The organism is Roseateles sp. P4_D2 (genome assembly GCF_056401875.1).
In genome coordinates this window covers 136,522-149,634 of sequence record NZ_JBFUIM010000005.1, presented here as the reverse complement: position 1 = coordinate 149,634, position 13,113 = coordinate 136,522, and the positions used below count along the sequence as shown (strand labels likewise).

Annotated in this window: 14 protein-coding genes; 3 read left to right on the top strand and 11 right to left on the bottom strand. The window is 68.6% G+C overall.

Annotated elements, in window-relative coordinates:
• Nucleotides 1–7: 7 nt before the first annotated feature.
• Nucleotides 8–1,306 carry a patatin-like phospholipase family protein gene (locus tag AC1DW0_RS10785; protein ID WP_082532913.1) on the top strand — a complete coding sequence of 433 codons (1,299 nt, stop codon included), beginning with the start codon at nt 8–10 and terminating at the stop codon, nt 1,304–1,306.
• Here AC1DW0_RS10785 and AC1DW0_RS10780 read toward each other — a convergent pair.
• Together AC1DW0_RS10780 and AC1DW0_RS10775 are read right to left on the bottom strand one after the other, a co-directional pair.
• Nucleotides 1,280–1,555: a ComEA family DNA-binding protein gene (locus tag AC1DW0_RS10780; RefSeq protein WP_477945800.1), complete on the bottom strand. Its 276-nt coding sequence runs from the start codon at nt 1,553–1,555 to the stop codon at nt 1,280–1,282. The two genes, AC1DW0_RS10785 and AC1DW0_RS10780, sit on opposite strands and share 27 nt — an antisense overlap.
• A gap of 2 nt (nt 1,556–1,557) precedes the next feature.
• On the bottom strand, nt 1,558–3,297 hold the full coding sequence (locus AC1DW0_RS10775) for an ABC transporter ATP-binding protein (protein WP_477945798.1): 1,740 nt from the start codon (nt 3,295–3,297) through the stop codon (nt 1,558–1,560).
• A gap of 145 nt (nt 3,298–3,442) precedes the next feature.
• On the opposite strand from AC1DW0_RS10775, the gene AC1DW0_RS10770 reads away from it, so the two are divergent.
• Together AC1DW0_RS10770 and AC1DW0_RS10765 are read left to right on the top strand one after the other, a co-directional pair.
• The gene (locus tag AC1DW0_RS10770) at nt 3,443–4,423 is read left to right on the top strand and encodes a glycosyltransferase family 9 protein (RefSeq protein ID WP_477945796.1); all 981 of its coding nucleotides are present in this window, start codon (nt 3,443–3,445) and stop codon (nt 4,421–4,423) included.
• Nucleotides 4,420–5,433 carry a glycosyltransferase family 9 protein gene (locus AC1DW0_RS10765; RefSeq protein ID WP_477945794.1) on the top strand — a complete coding sequence of 338 codons (1,014 nt, stop codon included), beginning with the start codon at nt 4,420–4,422 and terminating at the stop codon, nt 5,431–5,433. The genes AC1DW0_RS10770 and AC1DW0_RS10765 overlap by 4 nt, the downstream gene beginning before the upstream one ends.
• Here AC1DW0_RS10765 and AC1DW0_RS10760 read toward each other — a convergent pair.
• The 9 genes from AC1DW0_RS10760 to AC1DW0_RS10720 all read right to left on the bottom strand — a co-directional run bounded on the left by AC1DW0_RS10760 (nt 5,430) and on the right by AC1DW0_RS10720 (nt 12,995).
• Nucleotides 5,430–6,527, bottom strand: coding sequence for a glycosyltransferase family 4 protein (locus AC1DW0_RS10760; RefSeq protein WP_477945792.1), 1,098 nt, complete (start codon nt 6,525–6,527; stop codon nt 5,430–5,432). The genes AC1DW0_RS10765 and AC1DW0_RS10760 overlap by 4 nt on opposite strands.
• Nucleotide 6,528: 1 nt before the next feature.
• The gene (gene gmhB, locus AC1DW0_RS10755; protein WP_457352796.1) at nt 6,529–7,074 is read right to left on the bottom strand and encodes a D-glycero-beta-D-manno-heptose 1,7-bisphosphate 7-phosphatase; all 546 of its coding nucleotides are present in this window, start codon (nt 7,072–7,074) and stop codon (nt 6,529–6,531) included.
• Complete coding sequence (locus AC1DW0_RS10750) at nt 7,071–7,568, bottom strand: adenylyltransferase/cytidyltransferase family protein (RefSeq protein ID WP_477945790.1); 498 nt, start codon at nt 7,566–7,568, stop codon at nt 7,071–7,073. Before AC1DW0_RS10750 ends, gmhB begins: the two co-directional genes overlap by 4 nt.
• The gene (rfaE1, locus tag AC1DW0_RS10745; protein WP_457352792.1) at nt 7,565–8,500 is read right to left on the bottom strand and encodes a D-glycero-beta-D-manno-heptose-7-phosphate kinase; all 936 of its coding nucleotides are present in this window, start codon (nt 8,498–8,500) and stop codon (nt 7,565–7,567) included. The genes AC1DW0_RS10750 and rfaE1 overlap by 4 nt, the downstream gene beginning before the upstream one ends.
• On the bottom strand, nt 8,497–9,069 hold the full coding sequence (locus tag AC1DW0_RS10740) for a D-sedoheptulose-7-phosphate isomerase (RefSeq protein ID WP_477945788.1): 573 nt from the start codon (nt 9,067–9,069) through the stop codon (nt 8,497–8,499). Before AC1DW0_RS10740 ends, rfaE1 begins: the two co-directional genes overlap by 4 nt.
• A 349-nt stretch (nt 9,070–9,418) precedes the next feature.
• A complete protein-coding gene (locus AC1DW0_RS10735) occupies nt 9,419–10,147 on the bottom strand; it encodes a hypothetical protein (protein WP_457324757.1) in 729 nt (242 codons plus the stop codon).
• 285 nt (nt 10,148–10,432) lie between these two features.
• Complete coding sequence (locus AC1DW0_RS10730) at nt 10,433–11,380, bottom strand: glycosyltransferase family 32 protein (protein WP_477945786.1); 948 nt, start codon at nt 11,378–11,380, stop codon at nt 10,433–10,435.
• Nucleotides 11,381–12,244 carry a Kdo hydroxylase KdoO gene (locus AC1DW0_RS10725; RefSeq protein ID WP_056202097.1) on the bottom strand — a complete coding sequence of 288 codons (864 nt, stop codon included), beginning with the start codon at nt 12,242–12,244 and terminating at the stop codon, nt 11,381–11,383.
• Between the two features lie 10 nt (nt 12,245–12,254).
• The gene (locus AC1DW0_RS10720; protein ID WP_457324759.1) at nt 12,255–12,995 is read right to left on the bottom strand and encodes a glycosyltransferase; all 741 of its coding nucleotides are present in this window, start codon (nt 12,993–12,995) and stop codon (nt 12,255–12,257) included.
• Nucleotides 12,996–13,113: the final 118 nt, after the last annotated feature.

The following is a 13,113-nucleotide window of genomic DNA, read 5'->3' as shown; positions in this document are numbered from 1 at the left end:
CCCGCCGATGCTGCAAGCCGTGCCCAAGCCCGCATCCCAGTCGATGGGGCTCAACCGTACGCCACCGGTCACGGGGTTGATCCTGACCGGCGGCGGCGCACGTGCCGCCTACCAGGTGGGCGTGCTGGCGGCCATCGCCCAGCTGCGCCGCGATGCCGGCGCGACGCAGCAGAACCCGTTTCCCGTGATCAGCGGCACCTCGGCCGGCGCCATCAATGCGTCGACGCTGGCCTGCCACGCGGACGACTTCGACGCCGCCGTCGACGGTCTGCTGCACCTCTGGCAGGGCCTGCATGTCGAGAACATCTACCGTGCCGACGCGTTCGAGGCGGTGAGGAGCGGCGCGCGCTGGCTCAGCATGTTGAGCCTGGGCTGGGCCATTGCACGCTGGACGCGCAGCCGCCCGCGCAGCCTGCTGAACAATTCACCGCTGCGCGAGCTGCTGGCCCGCTACCTCGACATGCCGCGCATCGAGACCATGCTGGACGGCGGCCATCTGCGCGCGCTGGCGCTGACCGGTTCCAGCTACACCTCGGGCCAGCACGTCACCTTCTTCCAGACCCATCACCACGTCGTGCCGTGGCTGCGCGAGCAGCGCATGGCGGTGCAGACCAAGCTGAGCCTGAGTCACCTGATGGCGTCCTCGGCCATCCCCTTCATCTTCCCGGCCGAGCTGCTGGAGCTGGAGGGCGTGGCCGAGTGGTTCGGCGACGGCTCGATGCGCCAGAGCGCGCCGATCTCGCCGGCCGTGCACCTGGGTGCCGAGCGCGTCCTCGTCATCGGCGCGGGCCGCATGAAGGAACCCGAGGGGCGCCGCGTCACCGCCACCGAGGCCCATCCCAGCATGGCCCAGATTGCCGGCCATGCGCTGTCCAACATCTTCCTGGATGCGCTGGCGGTGGACGTCGAACGGCTGCGCCGCATCAACCGCACGCTGGCCCTGTTGTCACGCGAGACGCGAGCGGCAACGGCGCTGCGGCCCATCGAGCTGCTCGTCATTGCGCCCAGCCGGCGCCTGGACGAACTGGCCGGCGAGCATCAGGCCAGCCTGCCGCCCTCGGTGCGCGCCATGCTGCGGGCCTTCGGCGTCAGCGGCAAGGGCAAGACGACCAGCGGCTCGGCGCTCGTGAGCTATCTGCTGTTCGAACCTAGCTTCGTCAACGAATTGATCAACCTGGGCATGAGCGACACGCTGGCCAAGCGCGCCGAGGTGCAGCGCTTCTTCGGCTGGCCGGCGCGGGCGCCGCAGATCGACCCGGCGCTGCTGCGCAAGAGTCGCTCAGCTGGGTTCGCTGCCGGCTGTTGAGAAGGCTTGGCCGGCCACGCGCAGGCCGGCGCTGGAGAGCTTGCGGGCGGTTCCCGCCTTGATGCCTGGCACACGGCGCATCAGGTCGGTCCAGTCCTTGAACGGCCGCGCGGCCAGCAGGCGCTGCACAAGGGCTGGGCCCAGGCCGGGCAGGGATTCGAGTTCCGCGCGGGTCGCGGTGTTGGCCTCGACCTCACTCTGAGCCAGGGCGGGAAGTGCCACCCACAGCAGCAGGGCCCGCCGCTTCATCGTCAGGCTTCGCCGAGCTGTGCCCGCACCATGGCCGCGTAAGCACCATCGCGCGCGATCAGCTCGGCGTGCGTGCCGGTCTCGACGAGCTTGCCGGCGCCGAGCACGTGGATGGCGTCCGCATCGCGGATGGTGGACAGCCGGTGGGCAATGACGATCAGCGTCTTGCGGCCCGACCAGGCGGCCAGGGCCTGTTGCACGGCGCGCTCACTCTCGGTGTCCAGCGCCGAGGTGGCTTCGTCGAAGATCCAGATCGGGGCGTCCTTGTACAGCGCTCGGGCAATCGCGAGGCGCTGGCGTTGGCCGCCAGAGAGCTTGCTTCCATTGGCGCCGACGTGGGTTTCGACGCCCTCGGGCAGCGTCTGCACGAAGTCCCACAGATGGGCGGCCCGCAGCGCGGCTTCGAGTTTGGCCTCGTCTCGCGGCTGGGCGTAGGCGATGTTGTTGGCCACGGAGTCGTCGAACAGCACGATGTCCTGCGACACCACCGCGAACTGCCGGCGCAGGGAGAGCCGCGTCAGCGTGCCGATGTCGGTGCCGTCCAGCAGGATGCGGCCGGCGTCCGGCGGGCCGAAGCCCAGCAGCAGGTGGATGATGGAACTCTTGCCCGCGCCCGAGGCGCCGACCAGCGCCGTGGTCTTGCCGGCGGCGAAGGTCAGGCTGAGGCCGTTCAGCGCGGGCTGGCCGGCGCCGGGATAGGTCAGGCGCACGTCGTCCATCTGGATGTCGCCTTGCGCCGGTCCAGGCAGCTCGCGCGTGCCGGTGTCGACCTCCTTGGGGGCGTCCATCAGCTCGAAGCAGCCCTTGGCGATGACGCTGGCACGCGTCAGCGGCGAGGCCAGGTCGGACAGGTGGCGCAGCTTGGAGAGCAGCAACAGCAGGGCCGCCACGTACTTGGCGAAGTCCTGCACGCCGGTGCCCTCAGTGCGCGCCTGCCACAGCGCCATGCAGATGATCAGCGACAAGCCCACGCTCGCGACCAGTTGGGACACGGGCTGGGCCAGCGCACCCGCTGCGGCGGCCTTGAGGTTGTAGCGCCGCACTTCCAGCGCCGCGGCTGTGAAGCGCTGGCGCTCGTAGTCCGCCGCGCCGAACTGGCGCACCGCGCGCCAGGCGCGGGTGATGTCGTCCACCTTGTTCACCAGTACCAGCTGCGAGTCGTAGGAGCGCGTGGACATCTGCCGCATGCGCTGGTTGAGCTTCTTCATCACCATCGCCATCACCGGCGTGATGACCAGCGCCATCAGCGTGAGCTGCCAGTTCAGGTAGAACAGCAAGACCGCGAAGCCTATGGCGGCCAGGCCGTCGCGCAACAGCGCAATGCCCACGTCACCCGTCAGCTGCAGGATCTGCTGCGGGTCGTTGACGACCTTGGTGACCGCTGTGCCGGGCTGCATGCGGGTGTAGACCTGGGCATCCAGCCGCAGCAACGAGTTGACCAGTGCGGTGCGGAAATCCAGCACGCTGCGCGTCTGCGTCCAGTGGAAGAGGTATTGCCCGGCAAAGCTCGATGCACCGCGCACGATGTACAGCCCGATGAGTACCACCGGCACCATCCACAACGGGTAAGCGTCCTTGGTGAAGCCCTTGTCGTCGAAGGCATAGCTGATCAGCTGGGGCAACAGCCACTCGGTGCCGGCCAGACACAGGTAGGCCACGATGGTCAGCAGCGCGCCCCACCGATAGGGAAAGACGTATTGGCCCAGACGTCGGGCGATGGAGGCGTTGGCGTCGGCGGACATGGGACGGGATTGTCGCGGGGTTTGCCTGCGTCGCCGCCTGCCGAGCGAGTGGGCAGGCCCATAGAATTCGCCCGCTTTCCGCTCCCCCTGCCTGATGCCGTCGCGTCCCTCATCGCCTGCCGCCACCGACTCCCGACCCCGCACCGTGGTCCTGCTGCAGTGGGTCGGCATGGGCGACCTGGTCTGGCATGTGCCGTACTTTCGACGCGTCGCCGAGACCAGTTTTGGAGGGCAGGTGTCGCTGATTGCCTCGCCGACCGTGTTCGCGCCGCAGCTGGTGGGCCATGAACCCTGGGTGCGCGAGATCATCGACTTCGACCGCCACCCGCGCCGCCATGAGGGCCGCCAGGGGCGTCACCGCGGCGTGCTGGGCCTGTTCCGCATGGGCGTGGAGCTGCGCGAGAAGCAGTTCGACCGCATCGTGCTGTTCACCAACTACACGAACCGCTCCCTGGTGGCGCTGACCGCAAAGATCCCTGAGCGCCTGGGCTATGGCACGACCTGGCTGCAGCGCCGGCTGCTTTCGCACGGGCCGTGGATCCAGCGCTACACCGGCCCGGCCGTCGGCACCTACGAGGACGCCACGATGTTCGCCATCGCGCATGGATGGTGCGATGCACCCATCGTGCCGAGCCTCGTCGTGCGCCCCGAAGCGCTGGAGCGCATGAAGGCGCGAGTGCGGGGCCTGCCACAGCCCATGCATGCGCTGTGCATCGGCTCGTCGGAGCCCTACAAGCAGTGGGGCACCGACAACTTCGCCGCGCTGGCCGCCGAGCTCGCCCGCGCCGGCCACGGGGTGCTGCTGATCGCCGGCCCGGCGGAGCGCGAGATGGCGCAGACCATCCTGCAGCGCATCGAGCCAGCCCTGCGCCCGCGCATTCTGGCCATCACGGACGGCACGGTCGCCGAGACCGTGGCGGCCATGTCGCTGATGCGGACCTGCCTGGGCAACGACACGGGCGGCGTGCAGATCGCCGCTGCGGTCGGCACGCCGACCTGGGTGATGCTGGGCCCACGTCCGCTGCTGGCGCATGACCCCGAAACGCTGCACATGCTGACCGCGCCCAGGCTGGCCGACATCCAGCCCGGCGCCGTTGCCCGTATCGCGCTGGCGCAGGCCGCATGAGCCCGGCAGACACCCGCCCCAAAACAGCCGTGCAGCTGCAGCTCAATGGCATGGGCGATCTTGTGTGGCACGCGCAGTACTTCCGCTGCGTGGCCGAGCAGAGCCGCGACGGCCAGGTCAGCCTCATCGCCGCGCCCACCACGATGGCCCACGAGCTGCTGGGCCACGAACCCTGGGTGCGCGAAATCATCGATTTCGACCGGCGCCCGCGCAAGAGCGAGCGTCGCCGCGGCCGCCACAGCGGCCTGGATGGCCTGCTGCGACTGGGCGCCGAGCTGGCCCCCAAGCGCTTCGACCGCATGGTGCTGTTTTCTGACCATCCGGGTCGCGCCATCATCGTCTGCTGGCGCGCCGGCATTCGCACCGTCCTCGGCTTCGGCGAGACCTGGCTGCAGCGCCTGCTGCTGACCCGATCGCCCTGGATCAGTCGCTACCGCGGCCCCGCCGTGGCCGGCTACAAGGACGCGACGAATTTCTCCATCGCCCAGGGCTTCAGCAGCGCGCCCATCGTGCCGCGCATCAGCGTGCGCCCCGATGCGCTGGCGCGCATGGGCGAGCGCCTGGCGCCATTGCCGCGGCCCTTTCATGCGCTGGCCATCGGCGCGTCCGAGCCCTACAAGCAGTGGGGCGAAGACAACTTCGTCGAACTGGCCAATCGCCTGGCCGCGCGTGGCCACGGCGTCCTGCTGCTCGGCGGGCCGGCGGAAGGCGCGCTGGCACAAGCCATCCTGGCGCGCGTCGAGCCGGCATTGCGCGAGCGCGTGGCTACGATGACCGACAGCAGCGTCGCCGAGAGCGTGGCGGCCTTGTCGCTGGCGCGGTCCTGCATCGGCAACGACACGGGTGCCGTCAACATCGCGGCCGCGGTGGCCACGCATGCCTTCATCGTGCTCGGCCCGCGCCCGCCGCTGGAGCACGACCCCGAGCATGTGCACTTGCTGCAGGCAGCGCAGCTGTCGGACATCGGCGCCGCGGACGTCGAGGCCCGTGTGCAAGAGGTGATCGGCTAGCGCGCCAGCGCTTCCCGCCAGACCGCCAGCGTGCCGCGGGCCGTGGCCTCCCAGGTCCGCGTGCGCGCGTAGGCCAGCGCCGCTGCGCGGCGGGTGGGCGTCATCGCCACCGCGGACGCGATGCCCGCGGCCAGCGCCTCGATGTCTTCCGGGTCTGCGATCGCGGCGTGGCCACCCGCCGCCTCGGGGCAACTGCCGCGGTCGCTGGCCAGCACGGGCGTGCCACAGGCCATGGCCTCCAGGATGGGCAGGCCGTAGCCCTCGTACAAGGACGGGAAGAGATAGGCCGCCGCGCCAGCGTAGAGCGCGGGCAGGTCCGTGTCGCTGACAAAGCCTGCGAAGTGCACGCGCGAGGCCAGGCCCAGCTCGGCAAGCCGTGCCGCCAGGGCCTCGCCTTGGGTGCGGGAGTGTTCGCCGCAGACCATCAACGTGTAGTCCTGGTCGAAGCGCCCGGCGGCGAAGGCCTCGATGGTGCGTGCCAGGTTCTTGTTGGGCGTGGAGCCGACGAACAGCAGATAAGGCCCCGCCAGCCCATGGCGCGTGCGCACAGCCTGAATCTCGTCCGCCGTGTGCGGCCGGAACTCGGGTGCGACGCCCGGATGGACGACCTTGAGCCGCGCCGGATCACCGCCGACCAGGCGCAGGAAGTCCTGCCGCGTGTTCTCGCTGACGCACACCAGCCGCACGCAGCTGTCGCGCAGATGTTCGTAGTGGCGCAGCTTGCGCTGGCGCTTCTTCTCGTCGGTGTAGTTGATGTTCAGCGCCGCGTAGAGGTCGTGCACGGTCGCGACGGTGGGCACGCGCCAGGGCGGCTGGCGTTCGTCGGGCACATGCAGCAAGGCACAAGCCGGGCGCGGCAGCGGCCAGACCGGGCCCCACCAGCAGCGGCTGGACAGCCGGGGCCCCTGGGCCAGCCGGTCGCGCAGCTGCCAGCGCGAGCGCTTGCACAGCTGCAGCAGCTCGAATTCGTCCTGCGGTGGCACCTGCAGCGCCGACAAGGCTTCGATGAGCTGGCGCGTGTAGCGGCCGATGCCGGTGCCGCGTTCGTCGGTCAGGTTGGTGGCCTCGATCGCGAAGACGGGCGGGCGGCTCATGTCAGGCGATGCCCAGTGCGTCCAGCGCCTGCGGGAGGTCGAGGTAGTCCACGGCCGACGGGGTCGGCTGCCCGTTCTTCGCGAGAAGAACGCGGCGCCCGACACCTGCCGCCCGGCCAGCTTCGACGTCCGATGGCTTGTCGCCGAACATCAGCGAGCCGGCGAGGTCGATGTCCAGCGCTTCGGCGCTGCGCAGGATCATGCCGGGCGCGGGCTTGCGGCAGTCGCAGTCGAGCGCGTAGCGAGGCAACTGCGCGTCGGGCAGGTGGGGGCAGTACTCGATGGCGGCCAGCGTGATGCCCTGTTGCGCCAGGTGCTCCCGCAGCGCGTCGTGCAGATGCTGCACCGCCGCTTCGTCGTAGTAGCCGCGCGCCACGCCCGACTGGTTGGTCACGATGACGAGGGCGTAACCGGCAGCCTGCAGGCGGCGCAGGCCATCCAACGCGCCGGGCACGAAGCTGAAGTCCTCCCAGCGGCAGACGTAGCCGTGGTCGATGTTGATGACGCCGTCGCGGTCGAGGAAGGCGGCGGGGCGGCGCGCGCTCATCGGCCCTGCGCGCGGATGCGGTTGACCAGGGCGGTCGTCGAGTAGCCGTCGACGAAGGGAATGGCGCGCGCATCGCCCCCCCACGAACGCACGAGGCGCGTCTCTTCCAGCGCTTCCATGTCGTAGTCGCCGCCCTTCACGTAGAGCTGCGGGCGCACGCGCGCCAGCAGTGCGCAAGGCGTGGGCTCGTCGAAGAACAGCACCGCGTCGACCGACGTCAGGCCAGCCAGCACCAGGGCGCGGTCGACGTCGCGGTTCAGCGGCCGGTCCGGCCCCTTGCCGAGGCCACGCGCTGAGACGTCGGAGTTGACGGCCACGACGAGGCTCGCCCCTTGCTCGCGCGCCGCATGCAGGTAGGCCACGTGGCCGCGGTGCAGCACATCGAACACGCCGTTGGTGAACACCATGGGTCGGCCCAGCGTGGCCAGCCGCGCCGCCAGCGCGGCGTCGCCCAGCGCGGCGGCGTCGATGAGCTTGTCTTCCAGCATGCTCATGCCGCCAGCTCGTCGTAGCTCACCGTCGCTGTGCCGAACTTGCCGACGACGATGCCGCCGGCTTTGTTGGCCAGGCGCATGGCTTCGGGCAGCGGCACGCCGGCGCTGGTCATCACGGCCAGCGTCGCGATGACGGTGTCGCCTGCGCCGGTCACGTCGAACACCTCGCGGGCGCGTGCCGGCTCGTGAGTGACGCCGCTGGCTTCGAACAGCGTCATGCCTTCTTCCGAGCGCGTCAGCAGCACGGCGCCGACGTCGATGTCGGCGCGCAGCGTCTCGACCTTGGCGCGCAGCTCTTCCTCGCCGCGCCAGGCGCCCGCGACCTGGGCCAGTTCGCCCCGGTTGGGCGTGATGACGCTGGCGCCGGCGTAGCGCTGGTAGTCGCTGCCCTTGGGGTCGACCAGCACGGGCTTGCCCGCGGCGCGGGCCATTTCGATCATGCGCGGGATGTGCGTGAGGCCGCCCTTGCCATAGTCGGAGAACAGCACGACGTCGTGTCGGGGCAACTGCTCGGCGAAGGCCTCAAGCATCTCGCCCAGCGCCTCGTGGTCGGGCTCGTTCTCGAAGTCCACGCGCAGCAACTGCTGGGCGCGGCCAATGATGCGCAGCTTGACGATGGTGTAGAGCTGCTTGTCCTCGCGCAGCACGGTTTCGATGTCGCGCTCGTGCAGCAGTTCGCGCAGGCGGCGGGCCGGTTCGTCCTGGCCGACGACGGTCAGCAGCGTGGCCCGCGCGCCCAGCGTGCGGATGTTGAGCGCGACGTTGGCGGCGCCACCCAGGCGCTCCTCCTCGCGTTCGATGCGCACGACGGGCACGGGCGCCTCGGGCGAGATGCGTTCGACGGCGCCGTGCCAGTAGCGGTCCAGCATGACGTCGCCGACGACGAGGATGCGGCGGGAGGCGAGCAGTTCACGCGAGGGCAGGGCGCTCATTGGCCCACGCCCAGGTTGGCCTCGATCAGGCCGCACAGCGTGTGGCCGATCAGCAGGTGCGCCTCCTGGATGCGGGCGGTGATGCCGTGCGGCACGATGATGCTGTCGTCGCACAGCGCGCCCAGCTTGCCGCCGTCACGGCCCAGCAGGCCCAGCGTGTAGATGCCCATGGCCTTGGCGGCCTCGACGGCGCGCAGCACGTTGGCGGAGTTGCCAGAGGTTGAGATGCCGATCAGCGCATCGCCGGCGCGGCCGAGGCCCTGCACCTGGCGGATGAACACATCGTCAAAGCTGTAATCGTTGCCGATGCAGGTCAGCGCCGAGCTGTCGGTCGTCAGCGCCAGGCCGGCGAGCGGGCGGCGGTCCTTGATGAAGCGGCCCGTCAGCTCGGAGGCCAGGTGCTGGCTGTCCGCGGCCGAGCCGCCGTTGCCGCAGAACATGATCTTGCCGCCGGCCCTCAGCGCGTCGGCGAGCCGTTGGCCGGCCTGCTGCACTTGTGGGTCCAGCGCTCCCAGGAGTTGCATCAGTTGCAGGTGTTCATCGAGATTGCGCAGAAACAGGGAACTCATGAGGAGACCGGGGCTCTCACCCGCTTGCAGACCGATGGTTTCAAGTATCGGTGATGGGGCGGTGGTGCCAGCCGACTGACCCGCGCTGGAGGGGCGGTGCACTCGCGCACAGGCGGGGCACGCGGCCAAAGGGCGTGGTGACGGGACGCGAGAGTCCTCATGCAGATCGGGAGTTGCAGCCATTCTCCAAAGACAATGGCTGCAACTCCCGAAGATGCTCGAATCAAACCTGGAGATTAATATTCCTGGATGGAACTCCTGCCAAGCGATTCCAATTTGGAACTGGTTGGGTGCGCCAGTGGATTGGCTGGCACACCCTGCAGTTCAACGGCTGTGCTGAAGCGGAATATCAGTACTGCTGCTGCCCGCCACCACCGCCGCCGCCACCACCACCGCCACCGCCACCGCCGGACGCGGCCGGGCCAACGCTGGGATCAGCCACCGGCGCGGCGCTCCACGGATCAATGCCCGGGCCTTCATACGGCGTGCAAAGGAAGGCGTTGTTGCCAACATGGACGCCGGTCATGACCCACTTTGGCGGGCATGCGTGCATATGTGCAGCTGATGTGCCGGGGCGGCCGGTTGAATAGTCGACGGTTTCGGCCCAGGTATGCAGGATCCGGCCGCTGGCCGGTGACGCGCACCAGATCTTGTTGTTCTGGACATGGAGGCCGGTCATGATGGTGCCCAACGGGCAGGCGAGCATCCCTTGCCGCACGGTGCTGGACTCCATGAAGGCAGGGATGGCGGACGATGCACCCTTGGCGCACAGCAGCTCATTGTTGATGACGTGCAGCCCAGTCATGTATCCGCCAGTGGACATCTGGACCAGATACTGGGACTGGCCGTTGTTTGTTGCCCAGTCCTGGTATGCGCTGCCGCCGCAGTTGTGATAGAAGGCGTTGAAGGCGTAACCCTGGATCGAATGCTTGTCAATATATTCTGCGTTGCCGTTCAGGCTGGCGTAGAACTGATTCCATTGGCCGACAAACGGGCTCAGGCCTTGAGCCATGCTGCTGGCGGAACCGACGAGCGCCGCTGCCGCAATCATGCATTTGGTGAATGACAGTTTTTTCATCTTGCCCTTGTGTATAAGTGATTTATCTGATTTGCCGGCCTTGAAATATATGGTCTTTCTAACTGATTGACGCGTGGATCATGACCGGCTTTCAGCAGCTTACGTTGGGGCTCTTTGTCATTTGATGACTTGCTGTGGCTCTTCCATGCTTCGCGCGGACCCTAATATCGAGAGTGATGGGAGTTTGGGGGTGCGCGGCGGGCCGCCATGTGCTCGCGGCCGGGGCCGCAGTTGCGGCGAGCAAGGGCTTCGACGAAGCCAGGCAGGTCTGCAGCCGAGGTGGCTTTACTTGCTGCGGTCCATGAGCTGGACCAGGGCGCTGAAGGGCGACACGAGGCCGCGGCGCCAGTTGCGCTCGACGATGGCACGGTCAGCGCTGCGCAGCTTGAGCACGGCGGGCAGCACGCGCGGGCAGGGCACCAGGGCCAAGCGAGCGTACAAGTGGCGATGACGCCAGCCGACGCCGGCCTGCCAGGCGAGAGGGCCGTCCTCGGCGCGCAGCAGCACGAGACGAGCGAGCTGGGGCTCGCAGTCCAGCAGCTCCGTTGCTGCAATCTGCATCAATCGATGGCGCTGGAGGTCATCGGGCAGCGCCTGGACGACGCGTGCATGCCGGCCATCGGTCTGCAGGCGCGGCAGCAGCGCCTCGGCGCCTTCGTCCAGCGCCCGGTCGAAGGCGGCAGCCAGCGCGGTCACGAAAGCCCCGCCAGGCACCGAAGCCATCAGCCAGTTCTCGATGATGGGCAGCTCAGGCCGGGTTGTGTAGCGGTCGATGTAGAAGCCGACATAGTCCGCGGCGCGGCGCCGGCGCGTCTCGTGCAGCCAGCCCAAGTCGCGGCTCAGCAGCATGGAGGCGTCCATCCAGACACCGCCGTGCCGCGCCAGCAGCTGGACGCGCAGCCAGTCGGCCTGGCGGTGGGGCGGCATCTCGTCGAAATCGGTTCGCAGCGCGGGCAGCCATTGCGAGACGCTGGTGCGGTCCAGCAGGCGCAGTTGGTGGTCGGGCGCGAAGCGGCGCCAGTTGGCCAGGCAGTCCTGGATGAAGGCCGGCGCCGGGCTGGGCTGCCAGTAGGTCCAGATGATCCTGGGAATCTCGTCCTGGCAGAGCGGCGCGTTGTCGCCCACCATGATGGCGCGGGTCTGCGTCGGTACGCGGGCCCTCAGCACGGTGGCCAGTTCGCGCAGGAACAGGCCGGCGACGATGAGGACGATGCCCGTGGACAACCAGGGCATTCAGGTCAGCCGGCGGTCTAGCTGGCGCTCAAGGATGGCGAGGGGGCTGGCCGTGCGGTCCACCTGGGCCTCGGCCGGCAAGTGCAGGGTCTGTTCCATCATGAACTGGCCGGACATGACCGCATGCGACGTCTGGTCGGAATAGCAGACCCAGGTCGAGCCAGGCGGGAAGGGCATCTCGACCTGCGGGCTGCTGCGCTGGTAGTCCAGGTCGCCCTTCATGCCGTCGTGCAACTGCAGCATCAGGTGGTCGTATTCGGTGCGCAGCGACTTGGTCACGTGCAGCGCCTTCAGGGCCTTGGCCTGCCAGGCCACATAAGGCTTGGCGCGTGGCACGAAGCGCCGGGCGATGTCCTCGAAGGCCTCGCCGACGCGCCAGACGCGCGGCTCGCCGTTGGGGTTGAGGTTGGTGAACACACGCAGAATGCGCTCGCCGCGGTTGGGGCGCGAGGGGAAGGCGTCCACATGCAGGCGGCGGTCATCAGCGCGCCAGGACTGCACGCGCGACTCGACCTGCATGGGCCGATAGCTCGTGGGTGCCAGGCGCAGCGCCGGCTTGTAGGTTGGCGCGATTGCGTCGATCAGCGAGCAGGCGCGGGCGCGGAAACGCCCGATCATGGCTGCCAGCCTTGCCCGCTCTTCGCCCTGCACGGCGGCGCCAGCGAGCACGCCGTCAAGGCGCAGGCTGATGTTGCGTGCCTTCTCGTCACGCACGTCGGGGCGCAGCAGCCCGGCTTCTTCTGAAGTCAGCTCGAAGCGCAGCTCGGGGAAGAACAGCACCCGACCGGCTTCCAGGTCGGGCACAAGACCATGCCTGGGCGAGGTCCAGTCGCGACTGTCGACAGTGACGATGCGGTTGTCCATGCCCCTGGCCTCATTCACGCCAATGATCGGCGATCCACTTTGCCGGGCGGGCGTGACGCCAGTTGCCTTCCGAGCGGCCGACCAGCGCATCGGGTGGGTTCATCACGCCGTGGAAGACCAGCACGCGCGCGCCGGCCGGAATGAAGGGGTCGCGCCAGAAGCTGGTGGGCCACATCGGCAGGCAGTGGTACTTGTAGCTGGCACACCAGTCCGTGGGCCAGTAGCCCAGCTTGCCCTGGTCGTGCAGGAAATGGCTGAGATATTCCTGCTCGTTGCGGTACTTGGCGCGCACCTCGTCCTGGTGAGCGATGAAGTGGGCCAGCACGTCGGCGTGGGCGCCGATGCGGAAACGGTAGACCGAGGAGTTGCCCGTCACGCGCCAGGGGCGCTTCCAGTCCTTGATGATGAGGAAGTCGCCGGGCACAGCGAAGAATTCGGTCAGGTCGCCGACGATGACGACGTCCAGGTCCAGGAACAGGGCCGTACCCTTCAGGCCGAAGAGGTCGGCCTGGTAGGTGCCGAGCTTTTTCCAGCCGCCATCGCGCTTGCCTTGGCTGGCGTGCGTCTCGGGCAGCGGCAGGCTTTCGACCTCGGAGCGGATGCCGTTGGCGTCATCGGTGAAGCAGACGAAGCGGAAGGAGCCGCGCAGGTGGCGCGCGGCCATGCCGTACAGGCGGTTGACGTACTCGGGGCCGTACTTGGTGCCCCATTTCATGCAGATGACGAAGCGGTCTTCGGCTGCGCTGCTCATTTCTGTTGTTCCATAGTCATTGCGGGCCGAGCGCCGGGCCGCTCCCAAGCCGGCCCGCGCTGGCGATGTGCTTGCCGGTCAATCCGGCAAGCATCGCCGTCCCCCCGGGGGACCGGTC

Coding starts and splice junctions, on each gene's coding strand:
- AC1DW0_RS10785 (WP_082532913.1), top strand. CDS start 8: ATGCTGCAAGCCGTGCCCAAGCCCGCATCCCAGTCGATGGGGCTCAAC.
- AC1DW0_RS10780 (WP_477945800.1), bottom strand. CDS start 1,555: ATGAAGCGGCGGGCCCTGCTGCTGTGGGTGGCACTTCCCGCCCTGGCT.
- AC1DW0_RS10775 (WP_477945798.1), bottom strand. CDS start 3,297: ATGTCCGCCGACGCCAACGCCTCCATCGCCCGACGTCTGGGCCAATAC.
- AC1DW0_RS10765 (WP_477945794.1), top strand. CDS start 4,420: ATGAGCCCGGCAGACACCCGCCCCAAAACAGCCGTGCAGCTGCAGCTC.
- AC1DW0_RS10760 (WP_477945792.1), bottom strand. CDS start 6,527: ATGAGCCGCCCGCCCGTCTTCGCGATCGAGGCCACCAACCTGACCGAC.
- gmhB (WP_457352796.1), bottom strand. CDS start 7,074: ATGAGCGCGCGCCGCCCCGCCGCCTTCCTCGACCGCGACGGCGTCATC.
- AC1DW0_RS10750 (WP_477945790.1), bottom strand. CDS start 7,568: ATGAGCATGCTGGAAGACAAGCTCATCGACGCCGCCGCGCTGGGCGAC.
- rfaE1 (WP_457352792.1), bottom strand. CDS start 8,500: ATGAGCGCCCTGCCCTCGCGTGAACTGCTCGCCTCCCGCCGCATCCTC.
- AC1DW0_RS10740 (WP_477945788.1), bottom strand. CDS start 9,069: ATGAGTTCCCTGTTTCTGCGCAATCTCGATGAACACCTGCAACTGATG.
- AC1DW0_RS10735 (WP_457324757.1), bottom strand. CDS start 10,147: ATGAAAAAACTGTCATTCACCAAATGCATGATTGCGGCAGCGGCGCTC.
- AC1DW0_RS10730 (WP_477945786.1), bottom strand. CDS start 11,380: ATGCCCTGGTTGTCCACGGGCATCGTCCTCATCGTCGCCGGCCTGTTC.
- AC1DW0_RS10725 (WP_056202097.1), bottom strand. CDS start 12,244: ATGGACAACCGCATCGTCACTGTCGACAGTCGCGACTGGACCTCGCCC.
- AC1DW0_RS10720 (WP_457324759.1), bottom strand. CDS start 12,995: ATGAGCAGCGCAGCCGAAGACCGCTTCGTCATCTGCATGAAATGGGGC.